The organism is Limosilactobacillus kribbianus (assembly GCF_026413145.1).
In the GTDB taxonomy this organism is placed as follows: Bacteria; Bacillota; Bacilli; order Lactobacillales; family Lactobacillaceae; genus Limosilactobacillus; species Limosilactobacillus kribbianus.
In genome coordinates this window covers 1-17153 of record NZ_JAOVYZ010000040.1, presented here as the reverse complement: position 1 = coordinate 17153, position 17153 = coordinate 1, and the positions used below count along the sequence as shown (strand labels likewise).

20 protein-coding genes, 2 tRNA genes and 2 rRNA genes are annotated in these 17153 nt (G+C 52.8%); 10 read left to right on the top strand and 14 right to left on the bottom strand.

Annotated features, from left to right (window positions below; genetic code table 11):
* Window positions 1–165: 165 nt before the first annotated feature.
* Window positions 166–1032: an aldo/keto reductase gene (locus tag OCT58_RS07975; protein ID WP_267202344.1), complete on the bottom strand. Its 867-nt coding sequence runs from the start codon at window positions 1030–1032 to the stop codon at window positions 166–168.
* Window positions 1033–1036: 4 nt separating this feature from the next.
* The gene (locus OCT58_RS07970; RefSeq protein ID WP_267202343.1) at window positions 1037–1912 is read right to left on the bottom strand and encodes an aldo/keto reductase; all 876 of its coding nucleotides are present in this window, start codon (window positions 1910–1912) and stop codon (window positions 1037–1039) included.
* Window positions 1913–2022: 110 nt separating this feature from the next.
* On the opposite strand from OCT58_RS07970, the gene OCT58_RS07965 reads away from it, so the two are divergent.
* Entirely contained in the window at window positions 2023–2907 is an 885-nt protein-coding gene (locus tag OCT58_RS07965) for a LysR family transcriptional regulator (RefSeq protein ID WP_267202342.1), read from the top strand.
* 50 nt (window positions 2908–2957) lie between these two features.
* Here OCT58_RS07965 and OCT58_RS07960 read toward each other — a convergent pair whose 3' ends face one another.
* Complete coding sequence (locus OCT58_RS07960) at window positions 2958–3755, bottom strand: aldo/keto reductase (RefSeq protein WP_267202341.1); 798 nt, start codon at window positions 3753–3755, stop codon at window positions 2958–2960.
* Window positions 3756–3766: 11 nt separating this feature from the next.
* Window positions 3767–4054 (bottom strand): YciI family protein, encoded by a 288-nt coding sequence (locus OCT58_RS07955; protein WP_267202340.1) that lies wholly within the window; start codon window positions 4052–4054, stop codon window positions 3767–3769.
* 200 nt (window positions 4055–4254) lie between these two features.
* On the opposite strand from OCT58_RS07955, the gene OCT58_RS07950 reads away from it, so the two are divergent.
* The 6 genes from OCT58_RS07950 to OCT58_RS07925 all read left to right on the top strand — a co-directional run bounded on the left by OCT58_RS07950 (window position 4255) and on the right by OCT58_RS07925 (window position 8733).
* On the top strand, window positions 4255–5055 hold the full coding sequence (locus OCT58_RS07950) for an aldo/keto reductase (protein WP_267202339.1): 801 nt from the start codon (window positions 4255–4257) through the stop codon (window positions 5053–5055).
* Between the two features lie 15 nt (window positions 5056–5070).
* Complete coding sequence (locus tag OCT58_RS07945; RefSeq protein ID WP_267202338.1) at window positions 5071–5877, top strand: aldo/keto reductase; 807 nt, start codon at window positions 5071–5073, stop codon at window positions 5875–5877.
* A gap of 77 nt (window positions 5878–5954) precedes the next feature.
* Window positions 5955–6866 carry an amidohydrolase family protein gene (locus OCT58_RS07940; RefSeq protein WP_267202337.1) on the top strand — a complete coding sequence of 304 codons (912 nt, stop codon included), beginning with the start codon at window positions 5955–5957 and terminating at the stop codon, window positions 6864–6866.
* On the top strand, window positions 6863–7468 hold the full coding sequence (locus OCT58_RS07935; RefSeq protein ID WP_267202336.1) for a putative quinol monooxygenase: 606 nt from the start codon (window positions 6863–6865) through the stop codon (window positions 7466–7468). Before OCT58_RS07940 ends, OCT58_RS07935 begins: the two co-directional genes overlap by 4 nt.
* 129 nt (window positions 7469–7597) lie before the next feature.
* A complete protein-coding gene (locus OCT58_RS07930) occupies window positions 7598–8413 on the top strand; it encodes an Rpn family recombination-promoting nuclease/putative transposase (protein WP_267202335.1) in 816 nt (271 codons plus the stop codon).
* A gap of 53 nt (window positions 8414–8466) precedes the next feature.
* A complete protein-coding gene (locus tag OCT58_RS07925) occupies window positions 8467–8733 on the top strand; it encodes a FliH/SctL family protein (RefSeq protein ID WP_267202334.1) in 267 nt (88 codons plus the stop codon).
* A gap of 49 nt (window positions 8734–8782) precedes the next feature.
* Here the strand turns inward: OCT58_RS07925 and OCT58_RS07920 are convergent, their stop codons facing one another.
* From OCT58_RS07920 to OCT58_RS07905, 4 genes are all read right to left on the bottom strand, one after another.
* Entirely contained in the window at window positions 8783–9877 is a 1095-nt protein-coding gene (locus OCT58_RS07920) for an oxidoreductase (RefSeq protein WP_267202333.1), read from the bottom strand.
* 142 nt (window positions 9878–10019) lie between these two features.
* The gene (locus tag OCT58_RS07915) at window positions 10020–10508 is read right to left on the bottom strand and encodes a MarR family winged helix-turn-helix transcriptional regulator (RefSeq protein WP_267202332.1); all 489 of its coding nucleotides are present in this window, start codon (window positions 10506–10508) and stop codon (window positions 10020–10022) included.
* 34 nt (window positions 10509–10542) lie between these two features.
* Window positions 10543–11229: an FMN-dependent NADH-azoreductase gene (locus OCT58_RS07910; protein WP_267202331.1), complete on the bottom strand. Its 687-nt coding sequence runs from the start codon at window positions 11227–11229 to the stop codon at window positions 10543–10545.
* 113 nt (window positions 11230–11342) lie between these two features.
* Entirely contained in the window at window positions 11343–12461 is a 1119-nt protein-coding gene (locus OCT58_RS07905; protein ID WP_267202330.1) for a low temperature requirement protein A, read from the bottom strand.
* Between the two features lie 123 nt (window positions 12462–12584).
* Between OCT58_RS07905 and OCT58_RS07900 the strand changes: the two genes are divergently transcribed.
* Complete coding sequence (locus tag OCT58_RS07900; protein ID WP_267202329.1) at window positions 12585–13064, top strand: GNAT family N-acetyltransferase; 480 nt, start codon at window positions 12585–12587, stop codon at window positions 13062–13064.
* A 73-nt stretch (window positions 13065–13137) separates the two neighbouring features.
* On the opposite strand, the gene OCT58_RS07895 is transcribed toward OCT58_RS07900, so the two are convergent.
* On the bottom strand, window positions 13138–13770 hold the full coding sequence (locus OCT58_RS07895; protein ID WP_267202328.1) for a sugar O-acetyltransferase: 633 nt from the start codon (window positions 13768–13770) through the stop codon (window positions 13138–13140).
* Between the two features lie 61 nt (window positions 13771–13831).
* The gene (locus OCT58_RS07890) at window positions 13832–15217 is read right to left on the bottom strand and encodes an MDR family MFS transporter (protein ID WP_267202327.1); all 1386 of its coding nucleotides are present in this window, start codon (window positions 15215–15217) and stop codon (window positions 13832–13834) included.
* 104 nt (window positions 15218–15321) lie between these two features.
* On the opposite strand from OCT58_RS07890, the gene OCT58_RS07885 reads away from it, so the two are divergent.
* Both OCT58_RS07885 and OCT58_RS07880 read left to right on the top strand, forming a co-directional pair.
* The gene (locus OCT58_RS07885; RefSeq protein ID WP_267202326.1) at window positions 15322–15768 is read left to right on the top strand and encodes a MarR family winged helix-turn-helix transcriptional regulator; all 447 of its coding nucleotides are present in this window, start codon (window positions 15322–15324) and stop codon (window positions 15766–15768) included.
* 9 nt (window positions 15769–15777) lie between these two features.
* Window positions 15778–16302: a GNAT family N-acetyltransferase gene (locus OCT58_RS07880; RefSeq protein ID WP_267202325.1), complete on the top strand. Its 525-nt coding sequence runs from the start codon at window positions 15778–15780 to the stop codon at window positions 16300–16302.
* 341 nt (window positions 16303–16643) lie between these two features.
* Here OCT58_RS07880 and OCT58_RS07875 read toward each other — a convergent pair.
* The 4 genes from OCT58_RS07875 to OCT58_RS07860 form a co-directional block, all read right to left on the bottom strand.
* Window positions 16644–16716: transfer RNA gene (locus OCT58_RS07875), tRNA-Thr, on the bottom strand.
* A 44-nt stretch (window positions 16717–16760) separates the two neighbouring features.
* A tRNA-Asn gene (locus tag OCT58_RS07870) sits at window positions 16761–16833 on the bottom strand.
* A gap of 5 nt (window positions 16834–16838) precedes the next feature.
* A 5S ribosomal RNA gene (gene rrf / locus OCT58_RS07865) occupies window positions 16839–16955 on the bottom strand.
* Window positions 16956–17031: 76 nt separating this feature from the next.
* Window positions 17032–17153: ribosomal RNA gene (locus tag OCT58_RS07860) — 23S ribosomal RNA — on the bottom strand; the annotation flags it as partial.

The following is a 17153-nucleotide window of genomic DNA, read 5'->3' as shown; positions in this document are numbered from 1 at the left end:
TTCAAATCAATTGGTATCTGAATTCCCGGCCACTTAAATGTCTTAACTGGCGCACACCAATCGAGATCTTCCTGCTTAATTTACGTCATTAAATTCGTTCAAGTTATTTCTTGCAATCTGCCTAATACAACTGTCTTCATAAATATTACCTCCTCTACCGTTATTTTAATCGTGCACCCGTGCGTCGTTCAACACTTTGATCATCGCCGGGTTGTTGAAATTATCCATGATATTCCAATCAAAGGCGGAGTGCCCCTGGTCGAGACCGGCAATTGCCTTCATTTCGTCAGCCGTTAGTTGAATGTCTTCGCTGCCCAGGTTCTGTTGCATCCGCGCTTCGTGGACTGACTTGGGAATGATCACAATGTTGCGTTGAAGCAGCCAGGCCAGGATGATCTGGGCAACGGTCTTGTCGTGGGCCGCCGCAATCTTGGTCAGGACCGGATTGGTAAAGATGCCACCCTGGCCATTGACGAAGGGTCCCCAGGATTCAACCACGATCTGGTGATCCTGGAGCCACTTGACGTTTTCGGCTTGCTGGTAGTAAGGATGGAGCTCAATCTGGTCGACCATTGGCGCAATCTCGTTGTTCATCATCAGATCAAGCACCACGCCGGGCGTGAAGTTGGCTACCCCGATGGCCTTCAGCTTGCCATCCCGGTAGGCCTGCTCGAGCCCCCGCCAGGTACCGTAGTAATCCGCCAACGGCTGGTGAAGCAGGTAGAGGTCGAAGTAGTCCAGTCCAGTTGCCGCCAGGACCCGGTTAATTTCCTTTTGGGCGGCCTCTTCGCCGTAGTCCTGCAGCCAGAGCTTCGAGGTGACGAAGACCTGGTCACGTGGCACACCACTCTCCTTAATGGCGGCGGCCACGTCGCCCTCGTTCATGTAGGCGGCCGCGGTATCGATTGCACGGTAGCCGTTCTTCAATGCGTCCAGGACGGCCTGCTTGGTGTCTTCCCCCGGCTTAATCCGGTAAACGCCGAAGCCGGTCATCGGCATCTTGACTCCATTTGCTAATTCAATCGTCTTCATTTAATTAAAGTCTCCTTTGCTGATTCTTCGTTTGATCAATCAAGTCCATGTAGTGCTGGGTGGTCGTCAGTGCACGCCGGTCCGGTGACAACCAGCGCCCCTTATCAAGCTTGGCCAGCATGCCGAGTTCGCCCGGCGTCATGGTAAAGTCCCAAATGCGGATGTTGTCCATCAGGTGCTGGTGCTGGGCGGCCTTGGGAATCACGATCGCTCCCTGTTGGGTAAGGAAGCGCAGGAGAATCTGGCCGGGCGTCTTGTGATACTTGGTGGCCAGCTGGTGGACAAGCGGTTCTCGGAGGATTGGCTCCTGGACTTCTCCTAAGGGTGCCCAGGCCTCCAGTGCAATTTGATTGGCTCGCTGGAAACGCCGCAGGGGCACCTGCTGCTGGTAGACGTTGAGCTCGACTTGGTTGACTGCCGGCGGAATTTCAGCGTGGTGGCTGAGGTCGAGAAGCTGGCTCGCATCGAAATTGGACACGCCAATCGCCCGAACCAGCCCCTCTTGTTGCAGCCTTTCCAGTGCGCGGTAAGCACCGTAATAGTCACCATAGGGTTCGTGCAGCAGCACCAGGTCGAGATAGTCGAGGCCCATGCGCGAAAGTGAGCGCTTCACCGCGTCAATCGTCGCTTGGCCCCCATAGAACGGCAGCCAAACCTTGGTCGTCACGAAGACCTGCTCGCGGGCAACCGCGCTCTCGCGAATTGCCGCGCCAACCGCCGCCTCGTTGTGGTATACCTGGGCCGTATCGATCAGCCGGTAACCATTCTCTAAGGCGTCCAGCACAACGCGCTTGCATTCAGTCAGATCCTTTAGCTGGTAGGTACCCAGCCCTTCCCGCGGAATTTCAATTCCATTATTCAACTGAATCGTAGCTGTCACTGGCATCCCTCCCTTCATCGCAAATCTTATTCTAATTAGTTTCTTTATATATGTAAAAGATTTATAATGTATATAAATCGTTACCCAAAATGAATACTAGGAGGAAGACTATGGAAACCCGGATTCTTCGTTACTTTTTAACAATCGCTAAGCTCGGTACCATCTCTGCGGCCGCGCGCACGCTGCACGTCGCCCAGCCTACGATGAGTCGGCAGCTCCAGCAGCTTGAAGAACAGCTTGGCACCCCGCTCTTCATCCGGGAACGCCGCCGGATGGTCCTGACCAAGGCCGGCCTGGCGTATCAAATCCGGGTCCAGCAGATTCTGGCCGAACTCGACCGTGCCAACCAGGCCGTCGCCGACCTCAACAACGATGAATTAACCGGCAGCGTGGGGATTGGCTGCGTCGAATCTTCAGTCACTAATTTCCTAATCCCGGTCCTGCACGAGTTTCAGCAGCAGTATCCCCAAGTGCGGTTGAACATGTACGACGCCGACGGGGAGTCAATTAAGGACCAGCTCGACCGGAGTGCCCTCGAAATCGGAATCGTCTCCACGCCAATCAACGCCGCCAAGTACAACTACCGTCAGCTGCCGGTGAGTGACCGTTGGGGAATCGCGGTCAACGCCGACAGCAGCTTTCGGGGACGCGAGGCGGTCGACATCAGCGAGCTGAAGGGCCGCCCGCTGATCATCCCCCACCGTTCGCTGGTCCACGACGAAATCAGTGACTGGCTGACCGCGGATGGCAATGAGATTCAGGTCGTGGGCGAGTACAACCTGCTGACCAACGCCACCTACCTGGCCGCGGCCGGGGTTGGTGATTTGATCTGCATCAAGAACGCCCCCCTGCCGGCCAAGGCTCACCTGACCTTCATCCCCCTGACTCCGGAGCGCCACCTCGATCACTACATGATCTGGCGCAAGGGCGTCTCCCTCAGTGAACCGGCACAACGGCTGGTCAACCACTTGCGCTCACAATTATCTGAACAATGATAAAAGGCGGAAACCGCAATTCAGCTACGGTTTCCGCCTTTTATTAGTCTTTAGTATCCCGGATAGAGGCTGACCCCGGTATCCAGCTGGTTGATCTGTTCAATCTCGTCGGCAGTCAGCGAAAAGTCGAAGATGTCCTGATTTTCCGCAATTCGTGCCGGGTTCTCCGACTTTGCCAGTGGCACCAGTCCCCGCTGGACATCCCAGCGCAGGATGACCTGGGCGACCGACTTGCCATGACGTTGGGCAATGGCGGTCAGGATCGGCTGATGGAAAATGTTGTTTCTCCCCTCCGCCAGGGCTGACCAGGCTTCGGGCACGATCCCATGCTCACGACAGTAGGAGACCAACTCGTTTTCGTTGTACCAGGGATGGCTTTCGATCTGGTCGACGGCCGGCGTCACCTTTGCTGTCGTCATTACCTGTTCCAGCTGCTGGGCATTGAAGTTGGAGACACCGATCGACTTAACCAGCCCGGCTGCCTGAAGGTCCTCCAGCGCCCGCCATTCCTCATTGATGTCGCCGTACGGTTCGTGAATCAGGTAGAGATCAACGTAGTCCTGGCCCAAACGCCGTAGCGACTGTTTGAACTGGCGGGTGGTGGACTTGTAGTTGGTCCGACTGTTCGGCCACAGCTTGGTGGTTAGGAAAATCTGGTCACGGGGCACGCTGCTCTCGTTGATGGCACTGCCGACCGCCGCCTCGTTGCCGTACGTTTCCGCCGTGTCGATCAGCCGGTAGCCACTCGTCAGGGCCGTGGCGACGGCGCGTTTGGCCGCCGCTGCGCTATAGATCATGGCTCCAAAGCCAATCGCCGGCATCGTTTGTCCATCGTTTAATTTCACCATGATCATTCCTCCTATTCGCGGTAATCTGGAATGTTGTCCGCAACCATGTGCGCCGCAATTTCATTGACATCATAGCTGGCCCCATCCGGGTAAAAGGCGTCCTCAGCCAGAACCTTGTCCAGCGCTTCCCTGGATTTTGCCTGGGCAATTACCACCCCACTCATCGGATGGGTCTTCGACGGCCCGACGATCAGGAAATCGCCCGCTTCAAAATGACGGGTAAACCAGGCCCGGTGCTGGGCAAGCTTGTCATCGCCGAACTGCTGGGAGCGGTCTAATTGAATATTGATAATATACATCTGTCATTCTTCCCTTCTCTGAATTGATTGTCCTTAGTATAGGCGGTCGTGCTTTCTCTGTAAAATATCTATTGATCATCATTTACTATCCAGATTAGCTATATATTCAACCAGCCTATCAGTTAGTATGCAAACTCGGTCTTTTACCAATCGGCGAATTTTTCCTACCATAAGGGTAAATTAGTAAAGGAGCGATTTTGATGGAAACTGTTCAATTCAATAACGGCATCACGGCCCCCATCCTGGGATTCGGGACCTACCGGATCAGCCCGCGGGTCACGGCCAAGTACGTCACCGAGGCAATTAGGGCCGGTTACCGGCTTTTCGATACCGCCCAGTACTACCAAAACGAAGCCCAGGTCGGGGAAGCCATTAATAACAGCGGGATTCCCCGCGACCAGTTCTTCCTAACTACCAAGGCCCGGACCGGGGGCTATGCGGCCACCAAGCGCAGCATTGAGGAATCGCTGCGGGTGGCCCACCAGGACTACTTCGATCTGATGCTGGTCCACTTTCCGATGCCCGACTACATGGGCACCTACCAGGCCCTAGAGGAGGCTTACCAGGAAGGCAAGCTGCGGGCGATCGGCGTTTCCAACTTTGACAATCGGGATATGAAGCGCGTCATCGATCACTTTGCAGTCTTGCCGGCAGTCAACCAAATCGAGACTAACGTTTATACTCAGGATAAACCCTTGACCCAGTTTATGAAGCAGTACGGCATCATTCAGGAGGCCTACGCACCACTGGGCGAGGGCCCCAACCCGATGTTTGCCGATCCCGTTCTGATCCAGCTAGCCCAGAAGTATCAGAAGTCGGTCGCCCAGATTATGCTGAAGTTTCTGGTACAGTCCGGCTTCATGACGATCCCGGGCTCCACCAACCCCCGGCACATTCGAGAAAATATTGATCTCTTCGACTTCGCGCTCACCCCGGCGGAGATGGAGGAACTGCGCGGCCTCGACCGGGGAACGTCCAGCTGGCTCGGTTACCAAGGTTAAGTAGGGAGGTTTGTAATGATGGAAACGGTCAAATTAAACAGCGGAATTTCAATGCCAATGTTGGGCTTTGGCGTCTTCCAGGTAGACGACCTCGCGACATGTCGCCAGGTCGTCAGCAGTGCTATCCACGCTGGCTACCGGCTTTTCGACACCGCCCAGGCCTATGGCAACGAAGCCGCGGTCGGTCAAGCAATTCGGGAAAGCGGACTTCCACGTGACCAGTTTTTTATTACCTCCAAGCTCTGGGTTACCAATACCCTGGGTACAGACCCAGCCAAGGCCATCGACGACTCGTTATACCAGCTTGGAACCGACTATCTCGACCTCTACCTGATCCACATGCCTTTTGGCGACACCTTTAACGCCTGGCGGGCCATGGAGGACGCGGTCCAGGCCGGCAAGATCCGGGCAATCGGTGTCTCGAATTTTACTCCCGCCCAGCTGACCAACCTGATGCTCTTCACCAACATCAAGCCGGCAATCAATCAATTGGAGGTCAATCCTTGGAATCAGCGCGCCGCGGCCTTACAATTTAACCAGAGCAATCAAATTCAAACCGAGGCCTGGGCACCCTTTGCGGAGGGCAAGCGGAAAATCTTTACCAATCCCGTCCTTGCTGAGATTGCCGCCAACCACCACAAGACGGTCGGCCAAGTCATCCTGCGCTGGCTGACCCAACGCGGCGTCGTGGCAATTCCCAAGAGCGTCCATCCGGCTCGGATTGCTGAAAGCTTTGCAATCTTTGACTTCCGGCTGACGACTGCCGAGATGGGCCAAATTGCAACCCTGGACCACCACGAAAGCGACTTTTTCGACCCATAGGACCCAGTCGCTATCAAAGCAATCGTCAGCGGCAGCCGTCCGGGAGCCAACGAAAACTAAACCGAGGTGAATGATAAATGATAAATCGTATTGATGTTTTTGCCCACGTTCTGCCACCCAAGTTTTACCAGACGATGTTGAAAATTGCGCCGGAGATTCCCCAGCGTTTCCCCTTCATCAACATTGCGGCTTTATCCGATATGGACCTGCGCTGGCAACACTTTGACGGCGAGACCAAGCAGGTGATCTCCGCGGTCAACATCAATCCCGAGGACTTCACCACTCCCACCCAGGCAGCGGACCTGTGTCGACAGGCCAATCTGGAAATCAGCGAACTAGTCGACCGGTATCCGGAGATGTTTGCCGCCGGGATTGCGATGGTTCCGATGAATAACGTTTCGGCGGCAGTGGAGATAATCAACGGCCTGCCGGACAACCTGGTGGGCATCCAGGTCTTCACCCGGGCGCTGGGCAAGAGTATCGCCGATCCGGCCTTTGCTCCGGTCTTGGCGGCCGCCGCTAAACGCGGGTTGCTGGTTCTCTTACACCCGGTCTTCGATTCGCGCAAGCCGGACAACAACCTGGTCTTCAGCTGGGAGTACGAGCTTTCCCAGGCAATGCTCCAGCTGGTTCAGGCCGGCTTGTTCGAGCGCTGGCCGGAAATCAAGCTAATCGTGCACCACGCGGGAGCAATGGTGCCCTTCTTTGCTGAGCGAATCACTCACATTCTCTCGCCCCAGCAGGCCGCGGACTTTAAGAAGTTCTACGTCGACACCGCCCTGCTCGGCAACGCGCCGGCACTGCGCCTGACACTGGATTACTTTGGACCCGGCCACGTTCTGTTCGGCACCGACGCCCCGTTCGGTGAGGCGCCGGCGGGGGCGACCCGAGCGATTATCCGGGCCCTCGCCCAGTTAAAGCTGGCTCCCCAAGCACAGGAAGCAATTAATAAAGCAAATTATCAAAGATTGGTGGCGAATATCAAATGATTTTTCGGATGTTTAACTTAGGAATCGACGCGGCGGACCGAAGCCAATTTAACCGGGTCGGCCAGCACAACCTCCTGACCTCGCTGCAAGACGAAGCGGGAACCCTGACCATGTACTCGACCCACGCCGACGCGCAGGGCACGGACAACTATATCTTCGAAGTCTACGCGGACGATGCGGCCTACCAGGTCCATGCCCACTCTCCGCAGTTTCAGGAATTTTCAGCCATGGCCAAGGAAACGATCAAAAAGCGGGCCATCACCCAGTTGAAGCCGCTTTTCCTGTTCGAGCAGCCAACTAGTTTCATCGTTTTGGCCGGCCGCTCCGTGGTGAAATTGCGCCAGCTAACCGTTGACGACCAACAGCTGGCCAAGCTGAAAACCACCGTCTTCCCGAAGCTTCAACAGGCAATTCAGCAGGATTCGGACTTCCTGGCCTGCCTGATTGGCCGTGACCAGGACGACCCGCAACGATTAGTGATTTTGACCAACTACCGGACCGCTGTAGCTGCCGAGCGGCACGAAGACCTGCTGCCGAAAACGGCAATCAGCCTGACACCGGAGACAATCGTCAGTCACGGCGGACTAGCTTTCCAAGAATAAACAACAAAACGGGAATACCGGCTTGTCGGCTGGTGTTCCCGTTCTGTTCTAGTCATGCTAAATTCTTTGATTCGTTTGGCAATTTTTTACGTATTTATTAATTAGAGCAATAAATACGAGGTGACCAAAATGAACAACGAAATTAGCATTCAGGATGACTTTGTTTTCGGCAGCGTGATGAGTAACAAGAAACTGTGCCAGCAGTTGATCCAGCTGATCCTGCCCGAAGTAAAAATCGAGAGGATTGAGTTTCCGACGGTCCAAAAGACAATCCAGGAGACCCAGTTCAGCCACGGTGTCCGCTTTGATGTTTACACAAAGGACCAGGACGGCGTTGTCTACGAGATCGACATGCAGGTCCGCCACACGCGCGGCCTGCCGCAGCGGGTGCGCTATTACCAGGGCCGAATCGACAGTGAGATGTTAAAGCACGGTCAGAAGTACGCGGCATTGCGGCGGTCCTTCGTGATTTTTATCTGTCCCTTCGATCCCTTTGGCCTGGGGTTACACCGGTATGACTTTTTAAGCTACTGCAAGCAGGATAAATCGCTGGAATTAGGCGACGGTCGCACGGCGATTTTCCTGAACACTAAGGGTACTGAAGATGATGTTAGTAAAGACTTGCGCAACTTCCTCGATTACGTGGATAATAAGGATGTAGAAAACGATGAGTACGTCGATGAGTTGAAAGATTACATCCAGAATTTAAGCAAAAACACGGAATGGAGGAATGATTACATGGATAACAAAACCCACATGATGTTCCATGATGAAGATGTCCGTGAAGAAGGCCGAAAGGAAGGAATTGCAACAGGTAAAATGGAGACAGTTCGCGGCACCATTTCTCTACTGCGTGAAGCTGGCCTGCCGGAAGAGCAACTAAAGTCTAAAGTTCAACGGCAATTTAATTTGACTGATTCACAGATGCAAAAGTTATTTGAATAGGCTAGATGATAGATGCAATAGCTAGCAAAAACACGGAATGGAGGAATGACTACATGGATAACAAGACCCACATGATGTTCCATGACGAAGACGTCCGTGAAGAAGGTCGAAAAGAAGGCGAAAAAGCTGGGATTGCTCTAGGCAAAAAAGAGGGCCTGGCTCTTGGAGAGAAAAAGGGAATTACTACCGGAAAAATGGAAACGATTCGTGGCACAATCTCCCTACTGCGTGAAGCTGGTCTGCCAGAAGAACAATTAAAATCTAAAGTTCAGCATCAATTTGACCTGACCGATTCACAGATGCAAAAACTCTTTAAGTAAAGACAGCAAAGAACCACTCAAGCCATGACAGGCAAAGAGTGGTTCTTTTTCATCGTCTGAAATAACGTTCAATCAGTCCCGGTGTTAAATGAGCGGCTTTCAGCTGGCTTACCGTCATCTGACGTACCACCTGATCATCCGCGCCTCGCAAAACCTTATCCGCAAACAAGGGGTCAATCAGGTTTTCAGTCGCCACCGCCACCAAGTCGGCCAGCTGACTTGCGGCTTCAGCCGTTGCCTGGCTGTTCACGCCACCAACAGCGATTTCCTTGGCGCCATTGAGAACCGGTTGGAAGAGTTCAGCCAAAGTCTTGTCGGCATCCTGTGGGTTAGCCGGGCGCTGATCATAACGGGCCATCGATAAGTGAATGTAGTCTAGTGCAAATTTTTGGGTAATTTGGTCAATGAGCTGAGTCGATTCTCGCCAGGTGTAACCGTTATGCCTATGGATTTCTTCGGGTGAAATGCGGTAGCCAACAATAAAGTTCTTCGGTGCCAACTGCTTGACAACGTCAGTAACGGCTTTTACCACAGCTAATGGAAAATTCATCCGCTTCTCCAGGCTGCCACCCCAGTGATCCGTCCGTCGATTAAAGTACTTGGAAAAGAATTGCTGGTTAAGAAAATGATTTGCGCCATGGATCTCGACTCCGTCAAAACCGGCGGCAATTGCACGCTTCGTGGCTGCACCAAAATCACTAATAATTTTCCGAATCTGGGTATCCGTCAACTCCAAAACTGGGTAAGAAGGGGTAGGAATGGCACTTGGGCCATAAACCGGTTTCCCCTGCATTGCCTGAAAGCTAGCCCACCGTCCCGTGTGAACAATCTGTAGAATTGCCTTGTTGCCATCCTGCTTAATTGCCTGAGCTACCTTGGTCAATTGCGGAACAAATTTATCATCATAAATTGCCAGTTGAGTCTGATCATCACGCCAAGTATCTGATGGCCCCCCATTTTCGCTCACGTAAGTGTAACCGGTGATTATCATCCCACCGGCTTTGGAACGGGCCCGATAGTAGTCGATGGTATCCTGGGTAGCAAACCCGGCGTTACCGCTGCTGGTTAACATCGGGGCCTCCACAAATCGGTTACGAACTGTTGCTCCATGCCGAAACGTAAGTGGCTGCTTTAAATCTGTCATACTGGTTCCTCCTTTTACCTACTTTTTTATAGTAACATTGACACAATTTCGATTGTTGTAAAACGACTTGTCACCAGCCAAATTAATCAAAAAAGCGTTTCGGAACCCACGCCAATGAGACGATTTCCCGAAACGCTCGTACTTAATTAAATTCGCCCTCCAGCTGATTAAAGTCCCTCAGAAATTCTGCCACTATCGTCAGTTCCTGTTCGGAATACTTGGCAACCAGTTTTTCGGCGATCATTTTTTTTATTGCCAGATGCATCTGATCGTGCACTCGCGCCATTTTCTGTCCGCGAGCCGTAATCGAGTAGTAAATCTTTTTTTGGTCATCGGGATGCTTGCCCGCCTTAACCAGATCGTAATGAAGCAGCTTCTTGGCTGCCCGGCTTACACCACCGCGAGTTACCGACAGCGAATCTGCCAACTCAATTCCCGTCATTTCACCCTTTTCAAGCGCCGACAGAATGTGCAAGGCAACAATTGACAGGTTGGCGACGATTCCTGCCAATTCGTCATCATTCAGATGAGCAGTAATCCATCGTTGCTCCTGTGAACCATGTGGATTACCATGGCTGGCGCGCATTGATTTAATCAATTCTGTAATCTCGTCTACTGCTGCTTGCTTCATTTTGTCGACCTCACCGTTTTTTACCGTCATTATATCAGAAATTTTTGGCCATTGATTTAGCCTGGGCCAGGGCGGCGTCTAGGATCTGCTGGCGCTGGTCGCGGTGGGCGTCAGCACCCTCGATGAAGAGCTTCTCAACGTCATTGACGCCGTAGAACTTCATCATGTTGGTCAGGTACATGTCCCCGAGGTCCATGAGGGCGCAGCTTTGGTTGCTCTTGATGTGGAGGGCCTTCTTGAATAAGAACTTAATGGTTCCCCAGGTACCGCCCTTGTGGTACTCGCTCCCAGCCGCCTGGATGTGGAGGGCCTTCTTGTTGTGCAACAGGCCAACCGAACCGTTGGACGTGTACTTGAAGGCCTTGTGCGCAACCGCCGTCAGGTCAAGGTACTGCTTCATCTCGGCCGGCAGGAAGTGGTTGTACATCGGGTTGATGAAAACGTACTTGTCGGCGTTAATGAATTCGTACAGCCATTCTTCATGCCGCTTGAGCAGGGCCGTTTCCTCGTCGGTCATTGGCTCCTCAAACTTCTGCTTACGCCAAGCCGCCATCGTGACGTCGTTCAACGGCGGCACCCCTTCCTTGGCGTAGAGGTCGCGAATGATGATATTGTCGTCCGGGTGAGCCTGCTGGTAGGATTTCACGAATTGTTCACCAACGGTCAGGGAGAGACTGTTTTCAATGTGCGGGTGGGCTTGGATAACTAATAAGGTACTCATTATTCTCATTTCCTTTCAGTTTTTGTTGCTTATCAACATAATATCATATTATAGTTGCTTGTCAACAAAATTTCGAAAATAAAAAAGCCCGCACAGCTATGCGGGAAATTGACCTATTGTTGCGCCGCTTGCCGCCGGGTCAAAAAGTTGACCAGAACGCCGGCGTTCAAGACGACCACGACCGCCGCTACCAGCGTGACCGTGGCAAAGGATGGAAAGATTAGCGACAGGACGTAGCCAGCCAGGGTCGAAAGCACGAAACAAATCCGAATCGGCGTCGTGACAATCAGATGGCGGTGATTGTAATGGTTGGCCAGCGCTAGTCCCAGATAGAAAAGAGCCATTCCCAGGTAGAGGAAGCTAATCGCGAAGATTTGATTGGCTTCCGGCTCGTTGATAAACTTCAGAGCCACCGTCACCAGGCTCAAACCGAAGAGAATGAAGTAATGCAGGTAAATCAGGAGGTTCCCCGTTTCTCCTTCCCGGTGCTCATTGATTAGGTGGTCAAATTCAACGATGTAGGTGAAAAAGAGGCCGACCACGATGATGAAAATCAACAGAGATTGGATCGAGAAAGCCGCCTGGGTGAAGTAGTCGGCAATCCCAACGATCGTTTCGCCAAACATCACGATGATCAGGGCGGTCAAGCGCTCCAGCATGTGGGAAAAGATGATCGGGTGGTGCTTGGTGTGGCGCCCCGTGAAGCCGGGTGCAATCCAGCTGATGATGATCCCGGCCAGGGCGATCGTGATCCCAACCGCGTTGTAAAAGAGGCCCCCGATCAAGAAGGTAACGGTCCGAAAGCCTAGGATCCAGGAAAAAGCCCGGGCGATCCGCTTGTCAGCGGCCTTGTGAGCCTGAAAATAGGTGATCAGGTACTGGAGGCAGAGGGTCAACGATAATAGACCGGCCGCGATAAAGAAGGTCGCCAGGTGACGGTCAAAGGTGGCGGTGAAGGCGTTGGACATGTAGAGAACGATCGCCATGTCGATGAAGGAAAAGATGATGTTCGTCCACGAGGAGCGCCCGTACCGGTTGGTGAAGACCATCTGCACCATCCAGGAGTTGATGAAAACAATGACGACCAGGAAAAAGATCGCCAGCGTCGGCAGGCTCACTACCCCGTTGTGCAGATGGTGAATCAGACCGGTCGCCCGCGAGACCATATAGACGAAGACCAGGTCATAGAACAATTCAACCAGCGAAACCCGCTTACTGAGTGCTTTTGCCATATAAATCCCCCCATGCTCATTTTAAGACTCTTTTTAACAATTATACCGCGCGGCGATTGGCGTGTGCTAAACTAGGCCTAATCGTTCTCTACCTAATCTGAATAGCAAAGGAAGCGTGACAAAATGGAAATCACAACATACCAACCCCAATACCAAGACCAGGTAATCGATCTGATCCTGGGCATTCAAAATAACGAGGCCAAGATCAACCTGTCATTAGACGAGCAGCCGGACTTAAAGGACATCCCCCACAGCTACCAGCAGGGCGGCGGGGAATTCTGGGTCGCCGTCGACCACCAGCAGGTTATCGGCACGATCGCCCTGATGAACCTGGGTGAGGGCTGCGGCGTTTTGAAGAAGTTCTTCGTCAGCCAAGCCTACCGCAAGCGGCACGTCGGCTCCCAACTCTACTCGCACCTGCTTGAATTCGCCAAGCACCACGGCTTCACGACACTCATCCTCGACACCCCGTCCGTGGCCCACGCCTCCCATCGCTTTTACGAGCGGGTCGGTTTCCACCGCATCACCAAGGAGCAGCTGCCAGTCGAATACCACTACCCGGACCGTGACTCGCTGTTGTATTTGCTGAATTTAACGAATTGATTCATGTAAACGAAAAGGCCCTTCGGAAGAATGCCTGCACTAAGCGAGCAGCGACTGTCAGAAGGGCCTTTAATTACTCTTTTTCAACTTTTTTCAACAGCGCCGGGTCAATCTGCATCCCCCGGTAATATTGGCGGTCGCGCTCGCCAATTTCGCGCATCACGCGGCATGGCGTGTCCACCGCCACCACATTGGCCGGAATGTCCTTAGTGACCACGCTGCCAGCACCGATCACGGAATTGTCCCCGATCGTCACGCCGGGGAGGACCGTGACGTTAGCACCGAACCAGCAGTTCTGGCCGATGTGAACCGGCAGATTGTACTGGTAGCCCTTTTCCCGTAGCTCCGGCAGTACCGGATGGGCCGCGGTGACCAGGGTAACGTTGGGTCCAAACATGGTGTGACTGCCGACGAAGATTTCGCCATCGTCGACCAGCGTCAGATGAAAGTTGGCGTAAACGTGGTCGCCGAAGTGGACATGGTGCCCACCCCAATTGGCGTAAAATGGCGCCTCAATGTAGCAGCTTTCCCCACATTCAGCCAGTAGTTTTGGCAACAGTGCCGCCCGCTGCTCACCCTGATCGGCTCGCGTGGCGTTGTACTCATACATCAACCGGGCCGCTTCGCCCTGTTCCTTGAGCAGCGCCGGATTTTCTGGATTGTAGATTTTACCCGAAAAAAGCATTTCATCGAAGTTTTCAGTCATCTTGATCCCACCTTAATTATTATTGTTAGCACCATTTTACCATACTGGCTGAAAGCGATTTCTAATCACCCGTGTTCAGATAGGCCTGCCGGCTGCCCGCGCCCAGGTGACGACTGAGGAAAAGAGCGAGCAAGAGGATGGCAAAGCAGGTCAAAAAGCCGGCTTGGATTCCGATCCGTGAGGTCCCCAGGTGCAGGCCACGGTCTCGCAGATTGACCACCGCGACCACGACGGCCATCCCGAAGCTGGCGGCAACCTGCCGGGTCGTGTTAAAGAGGGCCACCCCGTCCGGCAACTCCTCTTTCGGAATGATCGACAGGGCCTCGGTTTGCAGTGGAATCAGCAGAAGCACGATCCCCAATTGACGGATCCACTGCCAGAAGGCCACGAAGACGACCCCACTGCGGACCCCGACAAAGGCCTGCATTGCCGTCCCGATCAGGTCAATGATCAATCCGGTCGTCACCAGCCAGCGAACCGGGAACCGATCGAAAAGGTTTCCACTGAGCGGCGACAGGATCCCAGTTGAGACCGCTCCGGGAAGAATTACTAATCCGGAGATAAAAGGGCTGTAGTGCATGACGTTTTGCACCAGCAGCGGCAAAAGAATGGTGTTACCGTACATCGTTGCCACCAGGAGACAATTGGTAATGGTGGCAATGCGGAAGTCACGGTGCGTAAAGACCCGCAGATTGACGAAGGGCCGCTCGGCATTCCATTGCGTCGCTACAAAGAGAGCCAGCAAGAGAAGACCGGCAGTGAGGATCCCGCCGACCCGCCAGGTCAAAAAGGATGTGCTACCGATGTTGGAGCAGCCCTCAAGGAGAAAGAAGAGGCTGAAGCTGCACAGGATCAGTCCCCGGAGGTTAAACGAACACGGAACGGAATTGGCGACGCTTGGCAAAAAGATAATTGAGAGAATGATCGTCAGCAATCCGAAGGGCACGATCAGGATAAAGAGGTAGCGCCAGTTGAAGTAGTCAAGCAGGAGTCCCGAGACCGAGGGGCCAAGCAGCGGGGCGAAGTTAAATGCCAGACCGATGATTCCCATGACCCGGCCCTGGTGCCCCGCAGTCGCGTAGTGAATTGCCATCACGTTGACCAGTGGCATCATGATCCCGGCACCGATCGCCTGCACCATTCGGCCGGCGACGATGGCGGTAAAACTGGTGGCCAGGCTGCCGATAACCGTTCCGACCGTGAAGATGGCGGCAAAAGTGATGAAGAGACGCCGGTAGGAGTAGCGTTTGATCAAGTAGGAGCTGACCGGGATCATGAGGGCGTTGGCTAGCATGTAACCATTGCTGACCCACTGGACACGGGCAGAGCTGATGGCAAAGGCGTGCATGAGCTGCGGAATGGCCGTGTTCATCATGCTGGAGCAGAGGTTACCGAGAAACGCCCCCATGATCATAATGCTGAGGATTAGTTTGTGCTGTCGTGTCATTGAGTGTTGATGGTCCTTTCTTCGTTGCTTGACTTATTTACCTTAGTGAGTATAATCATTTTAGTTGCCAAAAGCAACCATTTTCTCGAAAGTGAGCTAAAAAAATGAAGAAGGAAGAGCTAGCGCAAATCCGTCAATTTAACCGGTTTTACACCACCCAGCTGAATCTGATGGACCACCACCACCTGGGGTCCACGACGACGCTCTTGGAGGGGCGCATCATGCTAGAAATTAGCTACGGTTACCGAACGGTCAATCAGTTAGTCAAAATTCTCAACCTCGATAAGGGCTACGTCAGCCGAACCATTAAGCAGCTGGTGGGGCGGCAATGGCTGAAAAGCGCGGTCGACCCTCAGGACCGGCGGAGCAAGATCCTAACGTTGACGGCCCAGGGACGGCAGGTGGTTGACCAGGTAAACAAGAGTTCGGATGAACAGGTGCAGACGATCCTGGCCGCACTGTCGGCAGACGAGCTGGCAACGGTGGTCAGGGATATGAATGAAATTCAAGAAATTGTTAACCGGTACCACCCGGTTGATTTTGGAAAGTAGGTAATGAAAGTGGCAGTAACTTACATGAGAAAGGCGGAAGCAAAGGACCTCGACGCCGTGTGGCAGGTAATCACGGAGGCCCGGGCAAAGCTGAAAGCTGATGGCAGTCCGCAGTGGCAGGACGGCCACCCTGATCGTCAGCAGATTGAAACCGACCTGAAGCAGGGCGTTGGCTGCGTTTTAATGGTCGGTCAGGAGGTGGCCGGTTACGCAGCCCTAGTCCACTCCCCCGAGCCGACCTACCAGCAAATTTATCACGGGACGTGGAACAATGATTCCGCATCTTACATGGTAATTCATCGGATTGCCATCAGGAGCAAGTTCAGCGGCCAGCACCTCTCAACCCTTTTCATGGCCTTCTTGATTTCAAACAGCGTTCAGCGCGGCGTCAAGAACATCCGCTTCGATACCTTCCGGCTGAATCACGCCCTTCAGCATCACGGCGCCAAATTTGCTTTCCAAAAACGAGGCGATATTAAGGTTATTGATAAAGTTGACCCTTGGCGATTCGCCTATGAACTGAATCTGGAATAAAGCAACGGCCACTGCTCTGAAAAATTTGAGCGGTGGCCATTACTTTTGAGCTAATATTTGGAATTAAACTGAATTGCTGCAAATTAAAGTATCATGATTTTAGACACACAAAATATTGTCAACAAACGTTGATATATCAACGATCGGACAACCCTTCCCAAACTTTTTCTGGACACACAAAACACAATTTTCAATTCTGTGTGTCTGAAATTGTGTCTAAGATTAAATTTCACATTGATTTAAAGCAATTCACATTAGTCCACAAAATACCAGAAAAGCCTACGTAACAGGCTTCTGCAGTCTTTTACGTAGGCTTCTAATTACTTTTAAAACAAAAAGAATGCCAACTAGAGGAATCGAACCTCCGACCTTCTCTTTACGAGGGAGATGCTCTACCGACTGAGCTAAGTTGGCATAAAAGAAAAGATGTTAACTCAAACCAGTCAACACCTCAACAACTCCGGCAGTCAGACTCGAACTGACGACAACCTGATTAACAGTCAGGTGCTCTACCAACTGAGCTATGCCGGAATAATGCGTGGCAACGTCCTATCCTCGCAGGGAGCGATCCCCCAACTACTTTCGGCGTGTTGAAGCTTAACTGCTGTGTTCGGCATGGGAACAGGTGTATCCTTCAAGCCATCATCACCACACTACCCTTTCGGGTGAGAGCTTGTGCTCTCAAAACTAAACAATATCTATTCCCTTCAATAAACCTAACCGCTCTCCTTGGTTAAGTCCTCGACCGATTAGTAATGGTCCGCTCCATGCATCACTGCACTTCCACTTCCATCCTATCTACCACATCATCTCTGTGGGGTCTTACTTCCTTAACGGAATGGGAAATCTCA

Coding starts and splice junctions, on each gene's coding strand:
- OCT58_RS07975 (WP_267202344.1), bottom strand. CDS start 1,032: ATGAAGACGATTGAATTAGCAAATGGAGTCAAGATGCCGATGACCGGC.
- OCT58_RS07965 (WP_267202342.1), top strand. CDS start 2,023: ATGGAAACCCGGATTCTTCGTTACTTTTTAACAATCGCTAAGCTCGGT.
- OCT58_RS07960 (WP_267202341.1), bottom strand. CDS start 3,755: ATGGTGAAATTAAACGATGGACAAACGATGCCGGCGATTGGCTTTGGA.
- OCT58_RS07955 (WP_267202340.1), bottom strand. CDS start 4,054: ATGTATATTATCAATATTCAATTAGACCGCTCCCAGCAGTTCGGCGAT.
- OCT58_RS07950 (WP_267202339.1), top strand. CDS start 4,255: ATGGAAACTGTTCAATTCAATAACGGCATCACGGCCCCCATCCTGGGA.
- OCT58_RS07945 (WP_267202338.1), top strand. CDS start 5,071: ATGATGGAAACGGTCAAATTAAACAGCGGAATTTCAATGCCAATGTTG.
- OCT58_RS07940 (WP_267202337.1), top strand. CDS start 5,955: ATGATAAATCGTATTGATGTTTTTGCCCACGTTCTGCCACCCAAGTTT.
- OCT58_RS07935 (WP_267202336.1), top strand. CDS start 6,863: ATGATTTTTCGGATGTTTAACTTAGGAATCGACGCGGCGGACCGAAGC.
- OCT58_RS07930 (WP_267202335.1), top strand. CDS start 7,598: ATGAACAACGAAATTAGCATTCAGGATGACTTTGTTTTCGGCAGCGTG.
- OCT58_RS07925 (WP_267202334.1), top strand. CDS start 8,467: ATGGATAACAAGACCCACATGATGTTCCATGACGAAGACGTCCGTGAA.
- OCT58_RS07920 (WP_267202333.1), bottom strand. CDS start 9,877: ATGACAGATTTAAAGCAGCCACTTACGTTTCGGCATGGAGCAACAGTT.
- OCT58_RS07915 (WP_267202332.1), bottom strand. CDS start 10,508: ATGAAGCAAGCAGCAGTAGACGAGATTACAGAATTGATTAAATCAATG.
- OCT58_RS07910 (WP_267202331.1), bottom strand. CDS start 11,229: ATGAGTACCTTATTAGTTATCCAAGCCCACCCGCACATTGAAAACAGT.
- OCT58_RS07905 (WP_267202330.1), bottom strand. CDS start 12,461: ATGGCAAAAGCACTCAGTAAGCGGGTTTCGCTGGTTGAATTGTTCTAT.
- OCT58_RS07900 (WP_267202329.1), top strand. CDS start 12,585: ATGGAAATCACAACATACCAACCCCAATACCAAGACCAGGTAATCGAT.
- OCT58_RS07895 (WP_267202328.1), bottom strand. CDS start 13,770: ATGACTGAAAACTTCGATGAAATGCTTTTTTCGGGTAAAATCTACAAT.
- OCT58_RS07890 (WP_267202327.1), bottom strand. CDS start 15,217: ATGACACGACAGCACAAACTAATCCTCAGCATTATGATCATGGGGGCG.
- OCT58_RS07885 (WP_267202326.1), top strand. CDS start 15,322: ATGAAGAAGGAAGAGCTAGCGCAAATCCGTCAATTTAACCGGTTTTAC.